The sequence below is a fragment of the Mariniflexile sp. genome (assembly GCF_052728615.1).
This window is the reverse complement of the sequence record NZ_JBFVFE010000001.1, coordinates 141,417-157,654: the sequence shown is the minus strand read 5'-3', so window position 1 is coordinate 157,654 and position 16,238 is coordinate 141,417. Positions and strand designations below refer to the sequence as shown.

At 37.1% G+C, this 16,238-nt stretch carries 12 protein-coding genes and 2 tRNA genes; 1 reads left to right on the top strand and 13 read right to left on the bottom strand.

Features of this window, described 5'->3' with window-relative positions:
- Nucleotides 1–477: 477 nt before the first annotated feature.
- The 9 genes from ACU1LP_RS00745 to ACU1LP_RS00705 form a co-directional block, all read right to left on the bottom strand.
- Nucleotides 478–1,764, bottom strand: a complete 1,287-nt coding sequence (locus ACU1LP_RS00745; RefSeq protein WP_445735268.1) for a site-specific integrase — start codon at nt 1,762–1,764, stop codon at nt 478–480.
- Nucleotides 1,765–2,160: 396 nt separating this feature from the next.
- Complete coding sequence (locus tag ACU1LP_RS00740; RefSeq protein ID WP_445735267.1) at nt 2,161–3,066, bottom strand: IS982 family transposase; 906 nt, start codon at nt 3,064–3,066, stop codon at nt 2,161–2,163.
- Nucleotides 3,067–3,537: 471 nt separating this feature from the next.
- A tRNA-Leu gene (locus ACU1LP_RS00735) sits at nt 3,538–3,619 on the bottom strand.
- A 273-nt stretch (nt 3,620–3,892) separates the two neighbouring features.
- Nucleotides 3,893–5,155: a site-specific integrase gene (locus tag ACU1LP_RS00730; RefSeq protein ID WP_445735266.1), complete on the bottom strand. Its 1,263-nt coding sequence runs from the start codon at nt 5,153–5,155 to the stop codon at nt 3,893–3,895.
- Between the two features lie 252 nt (nt 5,156–5,407).
- Nucleotides 5,408–5,481 (bottom strand) — tRNA-Pro (locus ACU1LP_RS00725).
- A gap of 99 nt (nt 5,482–5,580) precedes the next feature.
- Complete coding sequence (gene trxB, locus ACU1LP_RS00720) at nt 5,581–6,561, bottom strand: thioredoxin-disulfide reductase (RefSeq protein WP_445735265.1); 981 nt, start codon at nt 6,559–6,561, stop codon at nt 5,581–5,583.
- A 162-nt stretch (nt 6,562–6,723) separates the two neighbouring features.
- On the bottom strand, nt 6,724–7,392 hold the full coding sequence (locus ACU1LP_RS00715; RefSeq protein WP_445731000.1) for a bifunctional 4-hydroxy-2-oxoglutarate aldolase/2-dehydro-3-deoxy-phosphogluconate aldolase: 669 nt from the start codon (nt 7,390–7,392) through the stop codon (nt 6,724–6,726).
- 244 nt (nt 7,393–7,636) lie between these two features.
- Nucleotides 7,637–8,854 (bottom strand): 6-phosphofructokinase, encoded by a 1,218-nt coding sequence (locus ACU1LP_RS00710; RefSeq protein ID WP_445730999.1) that lies wholly within the window; start codon nt 8,852–8,854, stop codon nt 7,637–7,639.
- Nucleotides 8,855–9,099: 245 nt separating this feature from the next.
- A complete protein-coding gene (locus ACU1LP_RS00705; RefSeq protein WP_445730998.1) occupies nt 9,100–10,140 on the bottom strand; it encodes a PfkB family carbohydrate kinase in 1,041 nt (346 codons plus the stop codon).
- Between the two features lie 158 nt (nt 10,141–10,298).
- Here ACU1LP_RS00705 and ACU1LP_RS00700 point away from each other — a divergent pair, with 158 nt between their 5' ends.
- Nucleotides 10,299–11,336 (top strand): LacI family DNA-binding transcriptional regulator, encoded by a 1,038-nt coding sequence (locus ACU1LP_RS00700; RefSeq protein WP_445735264.1) that lies wholly within the window; start codon nt 10,299–10,301, stop codon nt 11,334–11,336.
- Between the two features lie 422 nt (nt 11,337–11,758).
- Here the strand turns inward: ACU1LP_RS00700 and ACU1LP_RS00695 are convergent, their stop codons facing one another.
- From ACU1LP_RS00695 to uxaC, 4 genes are all read right to left on the bottom strand, one after another.
- On the bottom strand, nt 11,759–12,550 hold the full coding sequence (locus ACU1LP_RS00695; protein WP_445730996.1) for a gluconate 5-dehydrogenase: 792 nt from the start codon (nt 12,548–12,550) through the stop codon (nt 11,759–11,761).
- 25 nt (nt 12,551–12,575) lie between these two features.
- Complete coding sequence (gene kduI / locus ACU1LP_RS00690; protein ID WP_445730995.1) at nt 12,576–13,418, bottom strand: 5-dehydro-4-deoxy-D-glucuronate isomerase; 843 nt, start codon at nt 13,416–13,418, stop codon at nt 12,576–12,578.
- A gap of 84 nt (nt 13,419–13,502) precedes the next feature.
- Nucleotides 13,503–14,801, bottom strand: coding sequence for an MFS transporter (locus tag ACU1LP_RS00685; protein ID WP_445730994.1), 1,299 nt, complete (start codon nt 14,799–14,801; stop codon nt 13,503–13,505).
- 24 nt (nt 14,802–14,825) lie between these two features.
- Entirely contained in the window at nt 14,826–16,235 is a 1,410-nt protein-coding gene (gene uxaC, locus ACU1LP_RS00680; RefSeq protein WP_445735263.1) for a glucuronate isomerase, read from the bottom strand.
- Nucleotides 16,236–16,238 lie beyond the last annotated feature (3 nt).

The following is a 16,238-nucleotide window of genomic DNA, read 5'->3' as shown; positions in this document are numbered from 1 at the left end:
CAATATTCTAACGTTTTATATTTCGCTATGTCCTAAGTCTGACGTACTTGGAATTGTATTAAGGATGGTTATCTAAAGTAGAATTTAAAAAATTAACAGATAGTTTTTCCATGAAAATTAGTTAAGTAGGCTTCTAATACCATTATCTGAAATGGTAGTTTGTATTAAATATCGTTTTTTTAGTTTTATAAGCGGAATTATTTTATTAAACTGACTGTATTTTGGCACTTATCTTGGAGCTACTAAATATAGCTCTTATATCGATTAGATGGAATAGGACGTTATCATTATCTAACTACGGGATATCGTGAATTTACGCTTTCTTGTCTCTTTTCCTGTGGAAAGCTATCTTTATTTCAGTAATTCATTTTTATATTGACGCATAAACAAATAAATCAAAGACAAAAAAAGAACTATTAACACTAGAGATGAGAGCTTTATTTATCTATACCAGAATCAAATAGAACTGAATATTCATCAAACAATTCTTAAATGGTGAGTGATATTAGAACCTTTAACACCTTTTCTTTTTGATTCAATCTCCCTTAAAGCCTGAGCGAGTTTCGACATATCCCTGCTAATCTTTGTTTCAATAACCCGGGCATACTTCTGTGTGGTAGAAATCTTTTTATGGCTCAAAAGATTTGATACCGTGACCAGCGGCACATTGTTTAGAAGAGTAATCGTGGTAGCAAAAGTATGGCGGGCAACATGAAACGTCAGTTTTTTATCAATACTACATAACCCAGCGATTTTCTTTAAATGCTTATTAACCTTTTGGCTGTTTAGCACGGGTAAAAGCTGATATCCATTCAGCTCACAGGGATGATCCCTATAAATCTCCAGTATTCTTTTTGCCTCATTTAGCAGTGGCACTTTTACGGGGGTTTTTGTTTTTTGGCGTTTAACCATTATCCATTGTTCACCATCTATTCCTGTAACTATACTTTTGGTATTAAGATTCTTCACCTCTATGTAACATAAACCTGTGTAGCAAGAAAAGATGAAAATGTTTTTGGTATCTTCTAATGAACCATTGCTAGAATTGAGCAATTTAACCCTATCAATTTCTATTTGGTCTAAAAATGCACTATCAAATTCCTCAAACTTCAACTGATATAAGGAAAAAGGGTTTTCCTTTATCCAGCCATGTTTCAAGGCCAAGGTCGTCAGTTTTTGAAAGCGTTCCATGTGTTTCATTATACCATTATTTCCTAGGGGCTGCGACTTTCTTAAAGGGGTACAGTTTCTAAGGTAACTTTCAAATCTGGCCACAAAGGAATAATTGATGTTCTTTAGATAATAATCTGATGACTTAAACTCTTTTAAAATAAACCTATGAAGGTATTTTTCTGTAGAGGGATAGTTTTTGGCCGTTCCAGGAGATAAATAGATCAAATCATTCTCCCTATGATAATGTATGAGGTCATCAATTGTAGCAACAGGTTTGTCCTTTCCCAAATATCTTAATTTAACCGCTTGGGCCGAAACAACAACGCCGCTGTCAGATAGTTGCTTATGGCATAAAACTATTCTAGAATGGACATTTTCAAGGACATCATTGATTTCCTTGGCCCCTGAAAATTTAGGCTTGATACGCCGAGCATTTGTGCACCAGCTATGTTCTAAGGTGGTTTGTTGGGTACTTAGATCGGCGCGTTTGCCATCTATCGTGATCCTTGCATAAATAGGGAATGTTCCGTCTTTTTTTAAGACCGTCTTCTTTAGCCAAAAATGGACATTGAAGGTTTTTAGGAATGTCATTACTTTCGTTTTTAATGAATAAATCAGTTAAACGAAAGCCAAATCGCTGTAAAGATGAAACTAAATACTAATGGTACAAATTTAAAAAATTATTTCTTAAAAATAGGACACCTAATAGGACACCTAGAAATTTGTACTCAAATGGGTACAAATGAATTCAAAAAAAATATTAATATTTTGAATTTCATTTGATTACCATTATTTTGATATCCTTTGATACCCTATTTGTCGGGATGACAGGATTTTAAAAACATATACTAGGGTAGACATACTATACTAATTCCAACATGCTTATAAATTAAGGTATATATCTGTATTTTTTTGCTTTTTATGAATTGTCAAAATACATCTTAGCCTAAATCATAACATCTACTAACCTGAGTTCGACGTAAGGATTTAGCAAAAAAGAGCCAATTGCGCTGTGTTTTCTGTTTCAAATTTAATGCTTGGTTTCCTTTCTTGAAACGAATAGGCAATAAGACTGGCGACTAAATTGGTAATGAAATTACCAAAACTCCTATGCCTGGAACGTTCAGCTTGAGCAATGTTTTTTAATTGGTCATTTATAGTTTCTATAACCGAACGTTTTCTGAGCAATATTTTATCTCTCATGGTCATCATTACATTTTTCATATTGTTTCTGATACCTGTTACCAGATGGAGCCCTTGGTCAAACAACAAACAGGAAAGCTCTTTGGATATGTACCCTTTATCGGCATATAGGCTTCCGAATATTTTCTTCAAAAAGTTATCCTCTTTCAAAGGTGTCCTGTCATCTACATTGGCATGGGTTATAATAAAATCAAGCAGTTCGCCCTTATCGTTTACAATGATATGGAGCTTAAACCCATAGAACCACCCCATGGTAGATTTGCCCACGTTGGCTATATCTTTAAACACTTTGTTTTGTGCTATACGTTTGTTTTTACAGGCACGTATCGGGGCCGTGTCTATAAAAGATATTCCAGTACATTCGCCCAAACAGCAGGTCTTCATGTACAGGGTCAACGGTAATATGTTGGATTGCATCAGCGCAACAAAACGATTGTATGAAACCGTGTTGGGGAATTCTTGCCCGAGGTGCTTTTGAACATAGCCAATATAAAAATGTTTGAAGGTCCTTACTCCACTTAAATGGAACAGAACGGTAATGGTAACAATCTCACTGGCGGACATGGTAAATTTACGTTTTCTGGTCTCTTTCCCTGTGGAAAGCTGTCGTTTTTCAAGTGCAGGTTCAAAAACAAGGCAAAAATCATCGATAGAACAGAATATTTCAGTAACTTTATCTTTAGAAATCATAAGCAGAATGTTTTACAATATATTGAAATTCAGTACTTTAATATACTAAATATTCTGCTTTTTCTATGTTAAAAAAATCGATTTCTTAGGTCGAACTCAGGTTACTAACAAAAGACAATAAATAATAGCAATCCTTATTTTGAACATGAAAACAGATAAATTCTGTACTTATTCTGTACTAGACACCATAAAAAAAGGGCTTCAATCTCTTGAAACCCTTGTTATTCCTTGTAGCGGGAACTGGACTCGAACCAGTGACCTTCGGGTTATGATTTTGACACTTAAATTATAATTGAACAAAAATTATTGATAGTAGAGCAAAACAATAATTTTTGATGTCAAATAACATTAAAACCAATCATTCTAAATTAAGTCCATTAAAATTGTAAAATGTTGTACCTATGTTGTACCTAAACTTTTTTAGAGGGGATTTTTAAATAAAAAAAGCCAAAAATTTCTCTTCGACTTTTGTACGGGCGGGGAGACTCGAACTCCCACACCTCGCGGCATCAGATCCTAAGTCTGACGTGTCTACCAATTCCACCACGCCCGCATTTTAATATTTTAACAGTTTTTATTTCGCTATGTCCTAAGTCTGGCGTGTCTACCAATTGCACCACGCCCGCATTTAAAATTTTTTAGACCTTTTACTTGCCTAGGTCCATAGGTCTAGCATACAACTGCTCAAACAACATAAAATCCTTTTATTTTCAATTTAATACATGATTTTTGATTTTACCTAAAATAATCTATTATCAATTGATTTCAGCATTTGTTATGCTTATGTTGAACAGAAAAGACCAATAAATTTATCTCTTTAAGGTAACTATTCGACAGATAACGTATTTAAAATATAACGATTTTCTACCTCATCGAATTGTTTCCTTAACTTTTGCATATCGTCACTCACTTTACGTTCAATGACCTTTGCGTAAATTTGGGTAGTCGATATTCTAGAGTGGCCCAATAATTTTGAAACTGTTTCAATGGGTATCCCATTACTTAAAGTAACTGTTGTGGCAAAGGTATGTCTGGCGATGTGGAATGTGAGATTCTTTTTAATACCGCAGACATCGGCAATTTCCTTTAAATAGGTATTAAGCTTTTGATTTGATATTTTTGGGAATATGCTTCCTTGGGCTATAGACTTATTATTGTTCTTATACTTTTCCATAATTTGTAATGCCCGTGGCAACAAAGGTATTCTAATGGGTTTGGCAGTTTTTTCACGTCTATAATGAATCCATAGTTCGCCATCAATTCCGATGCAGATATTATCCGATGTCAAATGAATGACATCTATGTAACTCAAGCTGGTATAGCAACTGAAAACGAATAGGTCTTTTACCAATTGCACCCTGGGAATATTAAATTCTTTTCTCTCTATTTCTTGGAGTTCTTCCAAACTAAGAAAACCACGCTCCGTTTTAATACGGTGTGATTTAAAATTGCTAAAAGGATCGCGTTCTAACCAATCCAGTTTTATGGACAAGTTTATAAGTTTTCGAAGTCGTTCGATATGTTTCATTACGGTATTATTGCCCATTTTCCTTTGGTGGTCTTCCGGTTTAAATGCTCTTAGGAATTTCTCAAACTTCAATATAAAATTATAATCCAGATCTTGTAAATAAATATCTGTGGTTTTGTGTTTTTTGAGTAGGAATTTTGAAATGTACCTTTGGGTAGTAAAGTAGTTTTTTTGGGTTCCCCATTTCAATTTATCGGCCATATCTTCATTATGATATTCAATAATATCACATAGAGAATGATGTTTTTCATCTTCACTTAAATACCTTTTTTTTACGGCTTGCGACGTTATAAATTTACGTTCTATTTTTAAGTCTTGATAGCACCTAAAAAGGCCACTGTAAACCTCGTCCAGATAATTATTGAGTATCCTGTTTTTTTGACTTGTTCCTCGGACACGTCCCTTATGGACGTCCCAGTCGGGAATCGGGACTTTTCGCTTCAAACTGATAGTTGAACGTTTTCCGTTTATTGTAATTCTCGCATAAATTAATGCTTGGTTGTCTTTCGCCCTGGAGTAGTCCGCCCAGAACAAAATACTGAAAGTGGATGTTGTTTTCATGATTTCGTCTTTTTGTTAACACTTGATATTGTTATCAGACGAAAGCCAAATCACTTTAAAGATACATTTAATTTTACATAAACTGACAAATTTTAACAAATCGGATAACACGAATGTTAAAATAGATTTTGTTATCCGATTAGCTACCTTTTGTTTTAGCATTAAATCAATTCAATTGAAATCAATAAAAATGCAAAAACCTGTAAATCATAAGATTAACAGGTTTTTGATATAGATTGATATGCTAATTTGTCGGGATGACAGGATTTGAACCTGCGACCACACGGCCCCCAGCCGTGTACGCTACCGGACTGCGCCACATCCCGTTTTTAATTTCGGTTTCAAAGAAACCACTTTTTTATAAATTTTAAAAGAAAAACCAAAGCAAATAAATACTTTGGTTTTTTATTGAAATTGAGGTATTGTTAATTATAGGTAGATGTTGAAACTTCAAAAGTAGAATCTTTTGCTGCCAAATAACGCTCTGCATCCAAAGCAGCCATACAACCTGTTCCTGCTGCTGTAACGGCTTGTCTGTAAACATGGTCTGCTGCATCACCGGAAACAAAAACACCTTCTATGTTCGTTTTTGAAGTTCCTGGTTTATTGATAATATATCCCGTCTTATCTAAATTTAAAAAGCCTTTAAATATGTCGGTATTTGGTTTGTGACCAATGGCTACAAAAAACCCTGTTGCAGGAATGTCGTGTTTTTCATTTGTTTGATTATTAAACACCCTAACTCCCGTTACTACTAAGCCATTACCTAAAACTTCATCGGTTTCAGTATTAAAAAGAATCTCAATATTTGGTGTATTTTTAACTCTTGCTGCCATAATTTTAGAAGCTCTAAACTCGTTGCGTCTCACAATCATCGTTACTTTTTTGCAAAGTTTTGATAGATAATGCGCTTCTTCACAAGCAGAATCGCCAGCGCCAACAATAACAACTTCTTGATTTCTATAAAAGAACCCATCACAAATGGCACAAGCAGAAACCCCGCCTCCGAGTTTTAAATATTTCTGTTCAGAATCCAATCCTAAATATTTAGCAGATGCACCTGTGGAAATAATTACCGTATCACAATGAATTTCTTTGGTCTCATTCACCCAAACCTTATGTATATCACCTGAAAAATCAACTTTGGTAACCCACCCATCGCGCACATCGGTTTCAAAACGTTCTGCTTGCTTTTGTAACTCCATCATCATTTCGGGCCCTGTAATACCATCTGGATATCCAGGGAAATTTTCAACTTCATTGGTAGTTGTCAATTGTCCACCGGGTTGTGTTCCTTGGTACAAAACTGGTTTCATGTTGGCTCTTGCCGCATAAATAGCCGCCGTGTATCCTGCTGGTCCAGAACCTATTATTAAACATTTTACTCTTTCTATTGTATCAGACATAATTTGAACTTAATTTAATCATAACAAAAGTAGAATTTTTGAAATAAAACTTACGCTAAAAGTGTTAAAAGATTTTATAGGGTCATTAACAATACTTATTCCAAACTATTTAAAATGAACAGAGCCCATTGCGGCTCTGTTCATTTTAAAAAAACTTGATGGTTACTTTCTAACAGACTTAACTATTGCCAAAGCAGCTTTAACATCTTGTTCCAATTTTGCATAATCTTTATTAGCAATGATTTCTTTTGAAATCAATTGAGACCCCATACCAACGCAAGTAACACCAGCATCAAACCATCCTTTTAAGTTTTCAACAGTTGGAGCTACTCCACCTGTTGGCATAATGCTTGTCCATGGTTGTGGACCTTTAATGCCTTTTACAAACTGTGGCCCGTAAATATCGCCAGGGAACAGTTTCACTATTTCGCAACCCAACTCTTCAGCTCTAGCTATTTCGGTTAAGGTGCCGCATCCTGGAGACCACAATACTTTTTTACGGTTACAGGCAATGGCAATGTCTTCTCTTAATACGGGCGTTACAATAAAGTTTGCCCCTAAAGCCATGTATAAAGATGCTGCGGCACCATCGGTAACTGAACCAACACCCATGATCATGCCTGGTAACTCTTTAATGGCGTATTTTGTTAATTCGCCAAAAACCTCATGAGCGAAATCGCCACGTGCCGTAAACTCCATTAAACGCGCGCCACCATCGTAGCAAGCTTTTAATACTTTTTTGCTTAACTCAATATCATTGTGAAAAAATAAAGGAATCATCCCAGTATCTTTCATTGCTTGAGCCACTTCTAATCTTGAAAATTGTGCCATTTGTTATTATTTTTATTACTTATTTTTTATTATTCAAATTTTAGTATATGATAAAAATATCTCAGAGTATTTAAACAATTACTTTTTTGACCCCTCCGCCTATCGGCACCTCCCCTTAAAAAAAGGGGAGGAATTTTTAAAGAGACTTTTTTAGTAGTATGAGCTTCATCTATTTTTTTATGTACTTCGTTTTCAAATACTTCAATTATTGGAATTTGGAATTTTATTTTTTTGTGATTTATTTCTAGTTCCAATTCAATATTTTCTTAAAATCGTATGCTTCCGGATTTGGCACATATTTTTTTGCCTTCTCATAATCTTTCTCCTGAAGATAGAAAAGGTTATTTATAAACAATTGCGCCATATCGGAGTTAATATCTACCAATCTTGGTGGTATTTTGCCATTTTCATCTTCAAAATCCTTTAAAAATAATGGTGTAATATCGCCTTTAGAATTGGCACTTACAATACAACCCGAAATACCTTGGTCATATAATTTTTTTACACCAATACCGAGTAAGGTACACAGGGTTAAATCGAACGCGATAGGGTTGCAGCATCTTAATTCGTAACCCAATTCTACCGGTCTTGATTTTATTTGCAATCCTATTTCCTTCAGCTTAACTTGTAACAGATAATTAAAAATATGCGACTTACTTACATTTCCTAATTCCGGATGACCATGGTCATCATAAGTGAAATTAATTCCTGAGTTGATAATTTCGTCTTGTTCCATAAAATGAAAAACACCTTCGCTCACTAAAGCAACGCCATATTCAACCCCTTGAATTTTACATTTAACGATGGAAGAAACAATCATATTGATTATTTTCTCGAAGGTAATGTTGGTTTTGTTGAACATTTCCGGAATGATCATCATTTGAAAATGGCAAGCCGAAGCAATACCAAAGGCTAAATGGCCCGCAGAACGCCCCATGGCCGCCATTACAAACCAATTTTCACTGGTTCTGGCATCTTCATAAACCGTATTGCCTATTCTAACGCCTTCATCTTTAGCCGTGTGAAAACCAAATGTTGGGTTTCTATCTGGCAAAGGCAAATCGTTATCAATGGTTTTAGGCACATGGATGTGCGCCACCTCTAAATCTTGACTATGAAGATATTTAGTTAATCTATTGGCAGTAGAAGCGGTGTCATCTCCACCAATGGTCACCAATAATTTCACGTTGTTCTTTTTGAAAAAATCTGCTTTAAAATCGCTGTCTTTGGGTTTGAACCTACTCATAATCAAGGTAGAACCACCCCGACTGAAAATACGATCGGCATGATGAAAATCAAAAATCTTCACTTCAGGATTATCAGAAAGTAAACCTTGGTAACCATGATGGACACCAATAACTTCATAACCATCTTTCATAAAGGTTTTAGCCACGGTACTTATAACAGTATTAATGCCCGGAGCAGGACCTCCACCACAAATAATTGCAATCGATTTTTTCATATTTAAAGGATTATTTGAAAATTATGGGATTCATTTTGGAACCTGCAAGGTTTTAAAAACCTTGCAGGTTATAATTTATATATTGAACTGGTTTAAACTTTTTCCATTCGCTAAAAAATTGCCATTTTTCACCCACTTTTTACCTTTTTTTCTTTCCATATCGGTGCTATGTAGCTCAAAAAAGCTTTCAATTGGTCAAAAAATGACTAATTTTCGCTTAAACGTGAAAAGTTTAAATCAGTTCATTATCTAGCAACCCTACCCGAAGCATCGCCACCCATAAGTTTCGAAACTTCTTCAACAGTAACTAAATTAGCATCACCTTTAATAGTGTGTTTTAAACAAGATGCTGCAACGGCAAAATCCAGTGCATTTTGATCGTTATCAGGGTATGTCAATAATCCGTAGATCAAACCACCCATAAAAGAATCGCCGCCACCTACTCTATCAACAATATCGGTAATTTGATATTGGCGCGTTTGCAACATTTGTTTTCCATCGTATAAAACGCCTGCCCACGTGTTGTGGGACGCAGAGATAGAACCTCTTAACGTGGTAATTACTTTTTTCGCTCTTGGGAATTTTTTCATCATTTGTTGACAAACAGATAAGAAAGCTTCCGCCTTCACATCATGTCCATGCGTTTGAACCGCCGCACCTGCTGGCTTAATACCAAAGTGCATTTCAGCATCTTCTTCATTACCTAAAATAACATCACAATAAGATGTCAACTCCGTCATGATAGCCTCACGGTCTCCACCATATTTCCAAAGTTTCGCTCTATAATTTAAGTCGGTTGAAATAGTAACTCCTAATTTGCTTGCCGCTTTCACAGCTTCTAAACAAACATCGGCAGAACTTTGGGAAATAGCTGGTGTAATACCAGTCCAATGGAACCACTCCACGCCTTTAAAAACTTCTTCCCAGTTAACCATTCCGGACTGAATGCTAGCCATTGAAGAATGTGCCCTGTCGTAAACCACTTTACTGCCTCTGGATACGGCGCCGGTTTCCAAAAAGTAAATACCCAAACGCTCTCCACCCCAAACAATTTTATCGACGCCAACACCTCTTTTACGCATTTCCATCATGGCACATTCACCAATATCGTTTTTTGGCAAACGTGTTACAAAATCAACTGAAATACCATAATTAGCCAATGACACGGCTACGTTAGATTCTCCACCACCATAAACAACGTCAAAATTGTCTGCTTGAGAAAATCTTAAAAATCCTTGAGGTGCCAATCGAAGCATGATCTCACCAAATGTTACTACTCTACTCATGTTATTAAAATTATAAATTTAGTTAAATTAATTTTTGCTTAAACGTTTAAGCATACTTTTAAAAATAAATCAAAATGCTCAAAAATAGATTTGGACGTTTTGATTATATAAACTAAAGCAATATATTTGCTTAAACGTTTAAGCAAATATATAAAAAATTGGTAAATAAAAAAAAAACAACCATAAAAGATATTGCAAGTGCATTAAATATATCACCTGCCGCAGTTTCTAAAGCACTTCATAACGACTCCCGTATCAGTACAAAAACCAAAGAAGCCGTTAAAAAGGTGGCAAAAGAATTGAATTATCAGCCCAATCATCTGGCGAGTGCGCTTCGCAGGGGGAAAAGCAACTTAGTGGGCGTTATAGTGCCCAGAACCAACAGCCACTTTTTTTCTTCTGTAATACAGAATATTGAAGAAGTTTTAAATAAGGAAGGCTACAATATTATTATAACCCAATCGAACGAATCCTATACAAAAGAGTGCAACAGCATTGACACACTGTTATTCACCCAGGTTGACGGGATTATTGCTTCTATGGCTAACGAGACTATTGATTTGGAATACTATGAAAAAGTAAAATCGAAAGGGGTTCCCTTAATTTTATTTGATAGAGGTGAGAATGATTTGAATGTAGATTATATAGGTATTAATGATTACGATAGTAGCCACATGATTGTTGAGCATTTGATAGAACAAGGCTGCAAACGGATTGCCCACATTGGTGGATACCGGCGAACACGGATTTTTAACAATAGAATACGAGGTTATGTTGATGCCATTAAAAAGCATGAGTTGCCTTTAGATGAAGACTTACTGGTTGAAAGCAGCTTGACTATTGAAGATGGTAGAGAAAAAATGCTGCAATTATTAGCATTAAAAAACAGACCTGATGCGGTGTATGTTGCTGGAGATTATGCCGCTCTGGGTGCTTTACAGGTGCTTAAAGAAAATAATATTGATATTCCAAATGACATAGCATTGATCGGTTTTGGAAATGAGCCCTTTACAGCTATGGTAACCCCCTCCATATCAAGCATTAACCAGCACAGTGCGGAAATTGGCAAACAAGCGGCATGGACTTTTTTGGAACGTGTTAAAAACCCTAAAATAAAACAAACATTAAATAAAATTATCCTTGATGCTGAACTGATTATTAGAGATTCGTCACATGTTAACAACAAACCGGTTTAAACTTTTTTGATTGAAGCGAACCTGCCTCGTCGGCTGACAGGAAATAGAGATATTGTGATCAATTGAAGGTTTTTTTGAACTGCATAGTACTAAACTTTTAGAAACTGAATTTATATACCATACGCAACATTCCCCTCCTTGGAGGGGTTAGGGGTGGGTTCTATCCATGAAAAAATAGTAGGCTTTAAACGAAATTATGATATTAATTGCTTAAAACTAAAGACCCTCCCTTGGCCCCTCCAAGGAGGGGAATACCTCTAGGTTGTGTTTCAAATTTTTAGAATATTTCGTAAAACGGTTTTGAACTGATCTGTTGCACTTATTGCTTGAACTTACACTTTTCTGTTTAAGGGGTTTTGTAAAAACAGTGCAATTATCGATCCCCTTTTATTTCGCACTTTACAGTTTAATGACTCTTCATATCAATTTTCGTTTGAAGGCTTTCCGATAGTCGCCAAAATACCGCCATCAACATACACGATGTGCCCGTTTACAAAATCACTGGCCTTAGAACTCAAAAAGATGGCTGCTCCCTGTAAATCGTCAGGGTCTCCCCAACGGCCTGCTGGTGTTCTGCCCATTATGAATTCGTTAAAAGGATGTCCGTCAACACGAATGGGGGCCGTTTGGCTGGTTGCAAAATAACCAGGGCCAATGCCATTGGTCTGGATGTTGTGCTTTGCCCATTCCGTTGCCATGCTTCGGGTCAGCATTTTCAAGCCTCCTTTTGCTGCGGCATAAGCACTTACCGAATCGCGTCCCAATTCGCTCATCATGGAGCAGATATTGATTATCTTACCGCCACCTCTTTTTATCATGCCCTTTGCAACGTTTTTGGAAACGATAAACGGTGCCACTAAATCCACTTGGATAACGGCATCAAAATCCGCCACTTCCATATCAATTATTGGTGTCCTCTTTATTATTCCGGCATTGTTTACCAAAATATCTATGGGCCCCACTTCTTTCTCGATTTTTGTTATGGCTTCTTTAACGGCATTTTCATCTGTAACATCAAATACATAACCATAAGCTTTTAAACCCGATGCTATATATTCTTCTAAGGCTTCATCCAATTTATCTTTAGAATAATTATTTACTACAATAGTTGCCCCTGCATTTCCCAGACCTTTCGCCATGGCCATGCCCAATCCATGGACCGCTCCTGTAATCAACGCTACTTTACCTGTTAAATCAAATAGGTTTATTGACATATTTTCTTTGTTTTATAATTGCTTTTTATTTTAATTCGTTTATTTTACAGACGTCCATATCGCCATAATCCAGATTCTCACCTGCCATTCCCCAAATAAACGAGTAATTGCTAGTTCCTGAACCACAGTGGATGGACCATGGTGGTGATATTACGGCTTGGTTGTTCTGCATCCAAATATGTCTGGTCTCTTGTGGCTGTCCCATAAAATGGCAGACTGCTTGACCATCTGGAACTTCAAAATAAAAGTACACTTCCATCCTGCGGTCGTGCACGTGTGCCGGCATGGTGTTCCAGCTACTTCCCGACTTTAAGGTGGTCATGCCCATTTGCAATTGGCAAACATCTACCACACTGTTCACGATGTATTTTCGCAAGGTTCTGGCATTGGCGGTTTCTGGTGCTCCCAATTCAATCACTTCCACATCATTGGTTCCTATTTTTTTAATGGGATATGCTTTGTGTGCTGGTGTTGAGTTCAAATAAAATTTAGCTGGACTTTTTCCGGAGCTACTTGAAAAAATTACTTTTTTATTGCCTTGGCCAACGTATAAGGCTTCTCTGTGGTTTAATTCGTAGTCGGTTCCATCAACCGTTACGGTACCTGTATCTCCAATATTTATAATCCCTAGTTCCCTTCTTTCTAAAAAGTAGGGAGCTTTTAAAGGATCGATGGTTTCCAGTTCTATTGCCTTAGAAACAGGCATAACACCTCCAGTAATAAACCTATCATAGTGTGAATACACTAAATTAAGTTTATCTGCTTCAAATAAATTTTCAATTAAAAACTCTTTTCGTAATTGTGCTGTATCATATTGTTTAACCGCATCTGGACTCGATGCGTAACGGGTTTCATAGTTAATTGACATTTTTGTATATTTTAAATTCGCATTGTTTTGTTTTAATGTTTTTTATGATTTAAAGGGGTTTTAAAACAGCTCTTAATCATTGTATTACGCATTGATAGGTTTTAAATTTTCATCTAAAGGCGTCATGGTTGGCATTAACAAATGCACCAGCCCAAGTATGATTAGATAAGAAAACCCGGCAATTAGGAACGCCCAAAAATAACCTGTATTGCCTGCTTGATCCAGCACGGACCCCAATGCCGCATCTGCAACAATACCGGCAACGGCGCCCACCATGCCCCCAATGCCCACCACAGAAGCGGTCGCTTTTTTAGGGAACACATCTGAAACCAAGGTAAATATATTGGCAGACCACGCTTGATGGCCAGCGGCCGCTAAACCAATAAGGAAAACCGCCAACCATTTATCATCGGTAATGGCCACAAAACTTACAGGAAGGATGATCAAAGCGCAAATTAAAAGCGTTATTTTTCTTGCCTTGTTTATGGACCATCCCTTTTTGATGAAAACACCTGAAAGATAGCCTCCCAAAATACTTCCTCCATCTGCCAAGATATAAATGACAAAGAACGGGAGCGCGATGTTATGGATGTTCACACCAAAAGTATCCGCCAAAAATTTGGCGCCCCAGAAAAGGTAGAACCACCAAACGGCATCGGTAACCTTTGCCAGGGAAAAGGCCCAGGTCTGCCGTTTGTCCAGGACGCTTTTCCATGGCAACTTATCTTCGTTTTCAGAACTTGAATCACTTTGTATGTAGGCCAGTTCCTCTTTGCTTACACGGGGGTGCACCTCTGGCTTTTTGTACATCTTGAACCATAAAAACACCCAAAGGGCACTAAGAGCACCCGTGATAAGAAAAGGGATCTGCCAGTTCTTGCCGTCTTCGTGCACGATCCAGCCCACCACAAAAGGCGCTGCAATGGCGCCGATGCTGGTAGCGGCATTAAAAAGCCCGGTGGCAAACGCACGGTCTTTCTTAGGAAACCACTCTGCCGTGGTTTTTATGGCCGCCGGAAAGTTCCCCGATTCCCCAAAACCTAGGCCAAAGCGGGCCGCCGCAAACCCGATGACGCTAAATCCGGGGCGGACCAGGGCATGGAGCATTCCAAAGAAACTCCAAAGCCCAATGGACAGGATGTATCCTTTTTTGGTGCCCAGTCGGTCTATCAGACCGCCCATGAAAAGCATCCCCAGGGCATAAGCCACCTTAAAGGATATCATGATATAGGCATAGTCGCTATTGGTCCAGCCAAACAATTTTTCCAGCGTTGGGGCCAAAACGCCAATGATGCTCCTATCAAAATAGTTGATAGTGGTGGCGAACATTAAGAGCCCTAAAATTCTGTACCGATAGTTTCCTATCTTTTGTGTTTTATTCATATTATTTGGTTTTTATTTTCTCTCTTACTTAAAATCAAAATAGCTAACTGCATTGTAATAACAAATATCCTGAACCATGTTGCCTACAAATTCCAAATCATTTGGCACTAATCCTTTATTAATATCTTCTGCCAATAGATTGCATAAAATACGCCTGAAATATTCATGTCTGGGGAACGATAGAAAGCTTCTGCTATCTGTCAACATCCCTACAAACTTGCTCAACAGACCCATATTAGACAACGTATCCATTTGTTTTTCCATACCATCTTTTTGGTCCAGAAACCACCAACCGGAGCCCCATTGCATTTTTCCCGGCGCATCAGAATTGTTGAAATTCCCCATCATGGTAGCAAACACTTCGTTTTGCGAAGGGTTGAGATTATAAGTAATGGTTTTGGCAAGGCTGTTTTCTTTATCCAATCTCCCAAAAAAGGCGGACATATCCTTGGCATACATAAAATCTCCTATGGAATCACATCCAGAATCGGCACCCAATGCTTCCATCAAACGGATATTGTTGTTTCTTACCGCTCCCAAATGAAACTGTTGTACCCATCCTTTTTCATGGTACATCTTACTCAAATGGTACTGTAAACATGATGCATACGCAGTTTCTTCAGAATCATCTATTCCAATTCCGGAAATCCTTTTCTTTAAAATGGCATCAACCTCTAAATCGGAAAAATCACTTGAAAATATTTTTTCCAAGCCATAATCTGACAAACGACACCCATTCTCATTAAAAAATTCAATTCTCGATTTAATCGCTTTTAAAAGATCGTCCAAACTTTCAATGGAAAATCCAACACGGTTTTCCAAGGTAGTCAAATACGTTAGAAAACTTTCCTTTTTAATCAAAAATAAGCTGTCAGGTCTGAAAGTTGGGTAAACCTTTGTATAAAAATTGCTCTGTGCTATTTGTTTGTGGTAGCGTAAATCATCAACGGGGTCATCTGTTGTACAGACCACCTCAACTTTCATCTCCTCCAATAATTGTGCGGGTGTTTTATGTTCTAAAATGGCATTTGCCTTGCTATAAACAGCACTCGCATTGTTTGGTTGCAAAATACCATCTATATCAAAATAGCGCTTTAATTCCAAATGTGTCCAATGGAACAAGGGATTTCTTAAAGTATGGGGAACCGTTTCTGCCCATTTACTGAATTTTTCCTTTAGTGATGCAGCACCTGTTATATAGTGCTCCTCAATACCATTGGCGCGCATACCTCGCCATTTGTAATGGTCGCCACCCAACCACGCCTCTGTTATGTTCCCCATAGGCTTGTTTTCCGCTATTTGTTTTGGCGACAAGTGGTTGTGATAATCAATTATAGGAAGCTCTTTTGCATATTTATGGTATAAAATCCCAGCTTCTTTGGATTGCAATAAAAAATTATCGGTAATAAATTCTTTTGAATTGATTTTATCCATTGT

Coding starts and splice junctions, on each gene's coding strand:
- ACU1LP_RS00745 (WP_445735268.1), bottom strand. CDS start 1,764: ATGACATTCCTAAAAACCTTCAATGTCCATTTTTGGCTAAAGAAGACG.
- ACU1LP_RS00740 (WP_445735267.1), bottom strand. CDS start 3,066: ATGATTTCTAAAGATAAAGTTACTGAAATATTCTGTTCTATCGATGAT.
- ACU1LP_RS00730 (WP_445735266.1), bottom strand. CDS start 5,155: ATGAAAACAACATCCACTTTCAGTATTTTGTTCTGGGCGGACTACTCC.
- trxB (WP_445735265.1), bottom strand. CDS start 6,561: ATGTCTGATACAATAGAAAGAGTAAAATGTTTAATAATAGGTTCTGGA.
- ACU1LP_RS00715 (WP_445731000.1), bottom strand. CDS start 7,392: ATGGCACAATTTTCAAGATTAGAAGTGGCTCAAGCAATGAAAGATACT.
- ACU1LP_RS00710 (WP_445730999.1), bottom strand. CDS start 8,854: ATGAAAAAATCGATTGCAATTATTTGTGGTGGAGGTCCTGCTCCGGGC.
- ACU1LP_RS00705 (WP_445730998.1), bottom strand. CDS start 10,140: ATGAGTAGAGTAGTAACATTTGGTGAGATCATGCTTCGATTGGCACCT.
- ACU1LP_RS00695 (WP_445730996.1), bottom strand. CDS start 12,550: ATGTCAATAAACCTATTTGATTTAACAGGTAAAGTAGCGTTGATTACA.
- kduI (WP_445730995.1), bottom strand. CDS start 13,418: ATGTCAATTAACTATGAAACCCGTTACGCATCGAGTCCAGATGCGGTT.
- ACU1LP_RS00685 (WP_445730994.1), bottom strand. CDS start 14,801: ATGAATAAAACACAAAAGATAGGAAACTATCGGTACAGAATTTTAGGG.
- uxaC (WP_445735263.1), bottom strand. CDS start 16,235: ATGGATAAAATCAATTCAAAAGAATTTATTACCGATAATTTTTTATTG.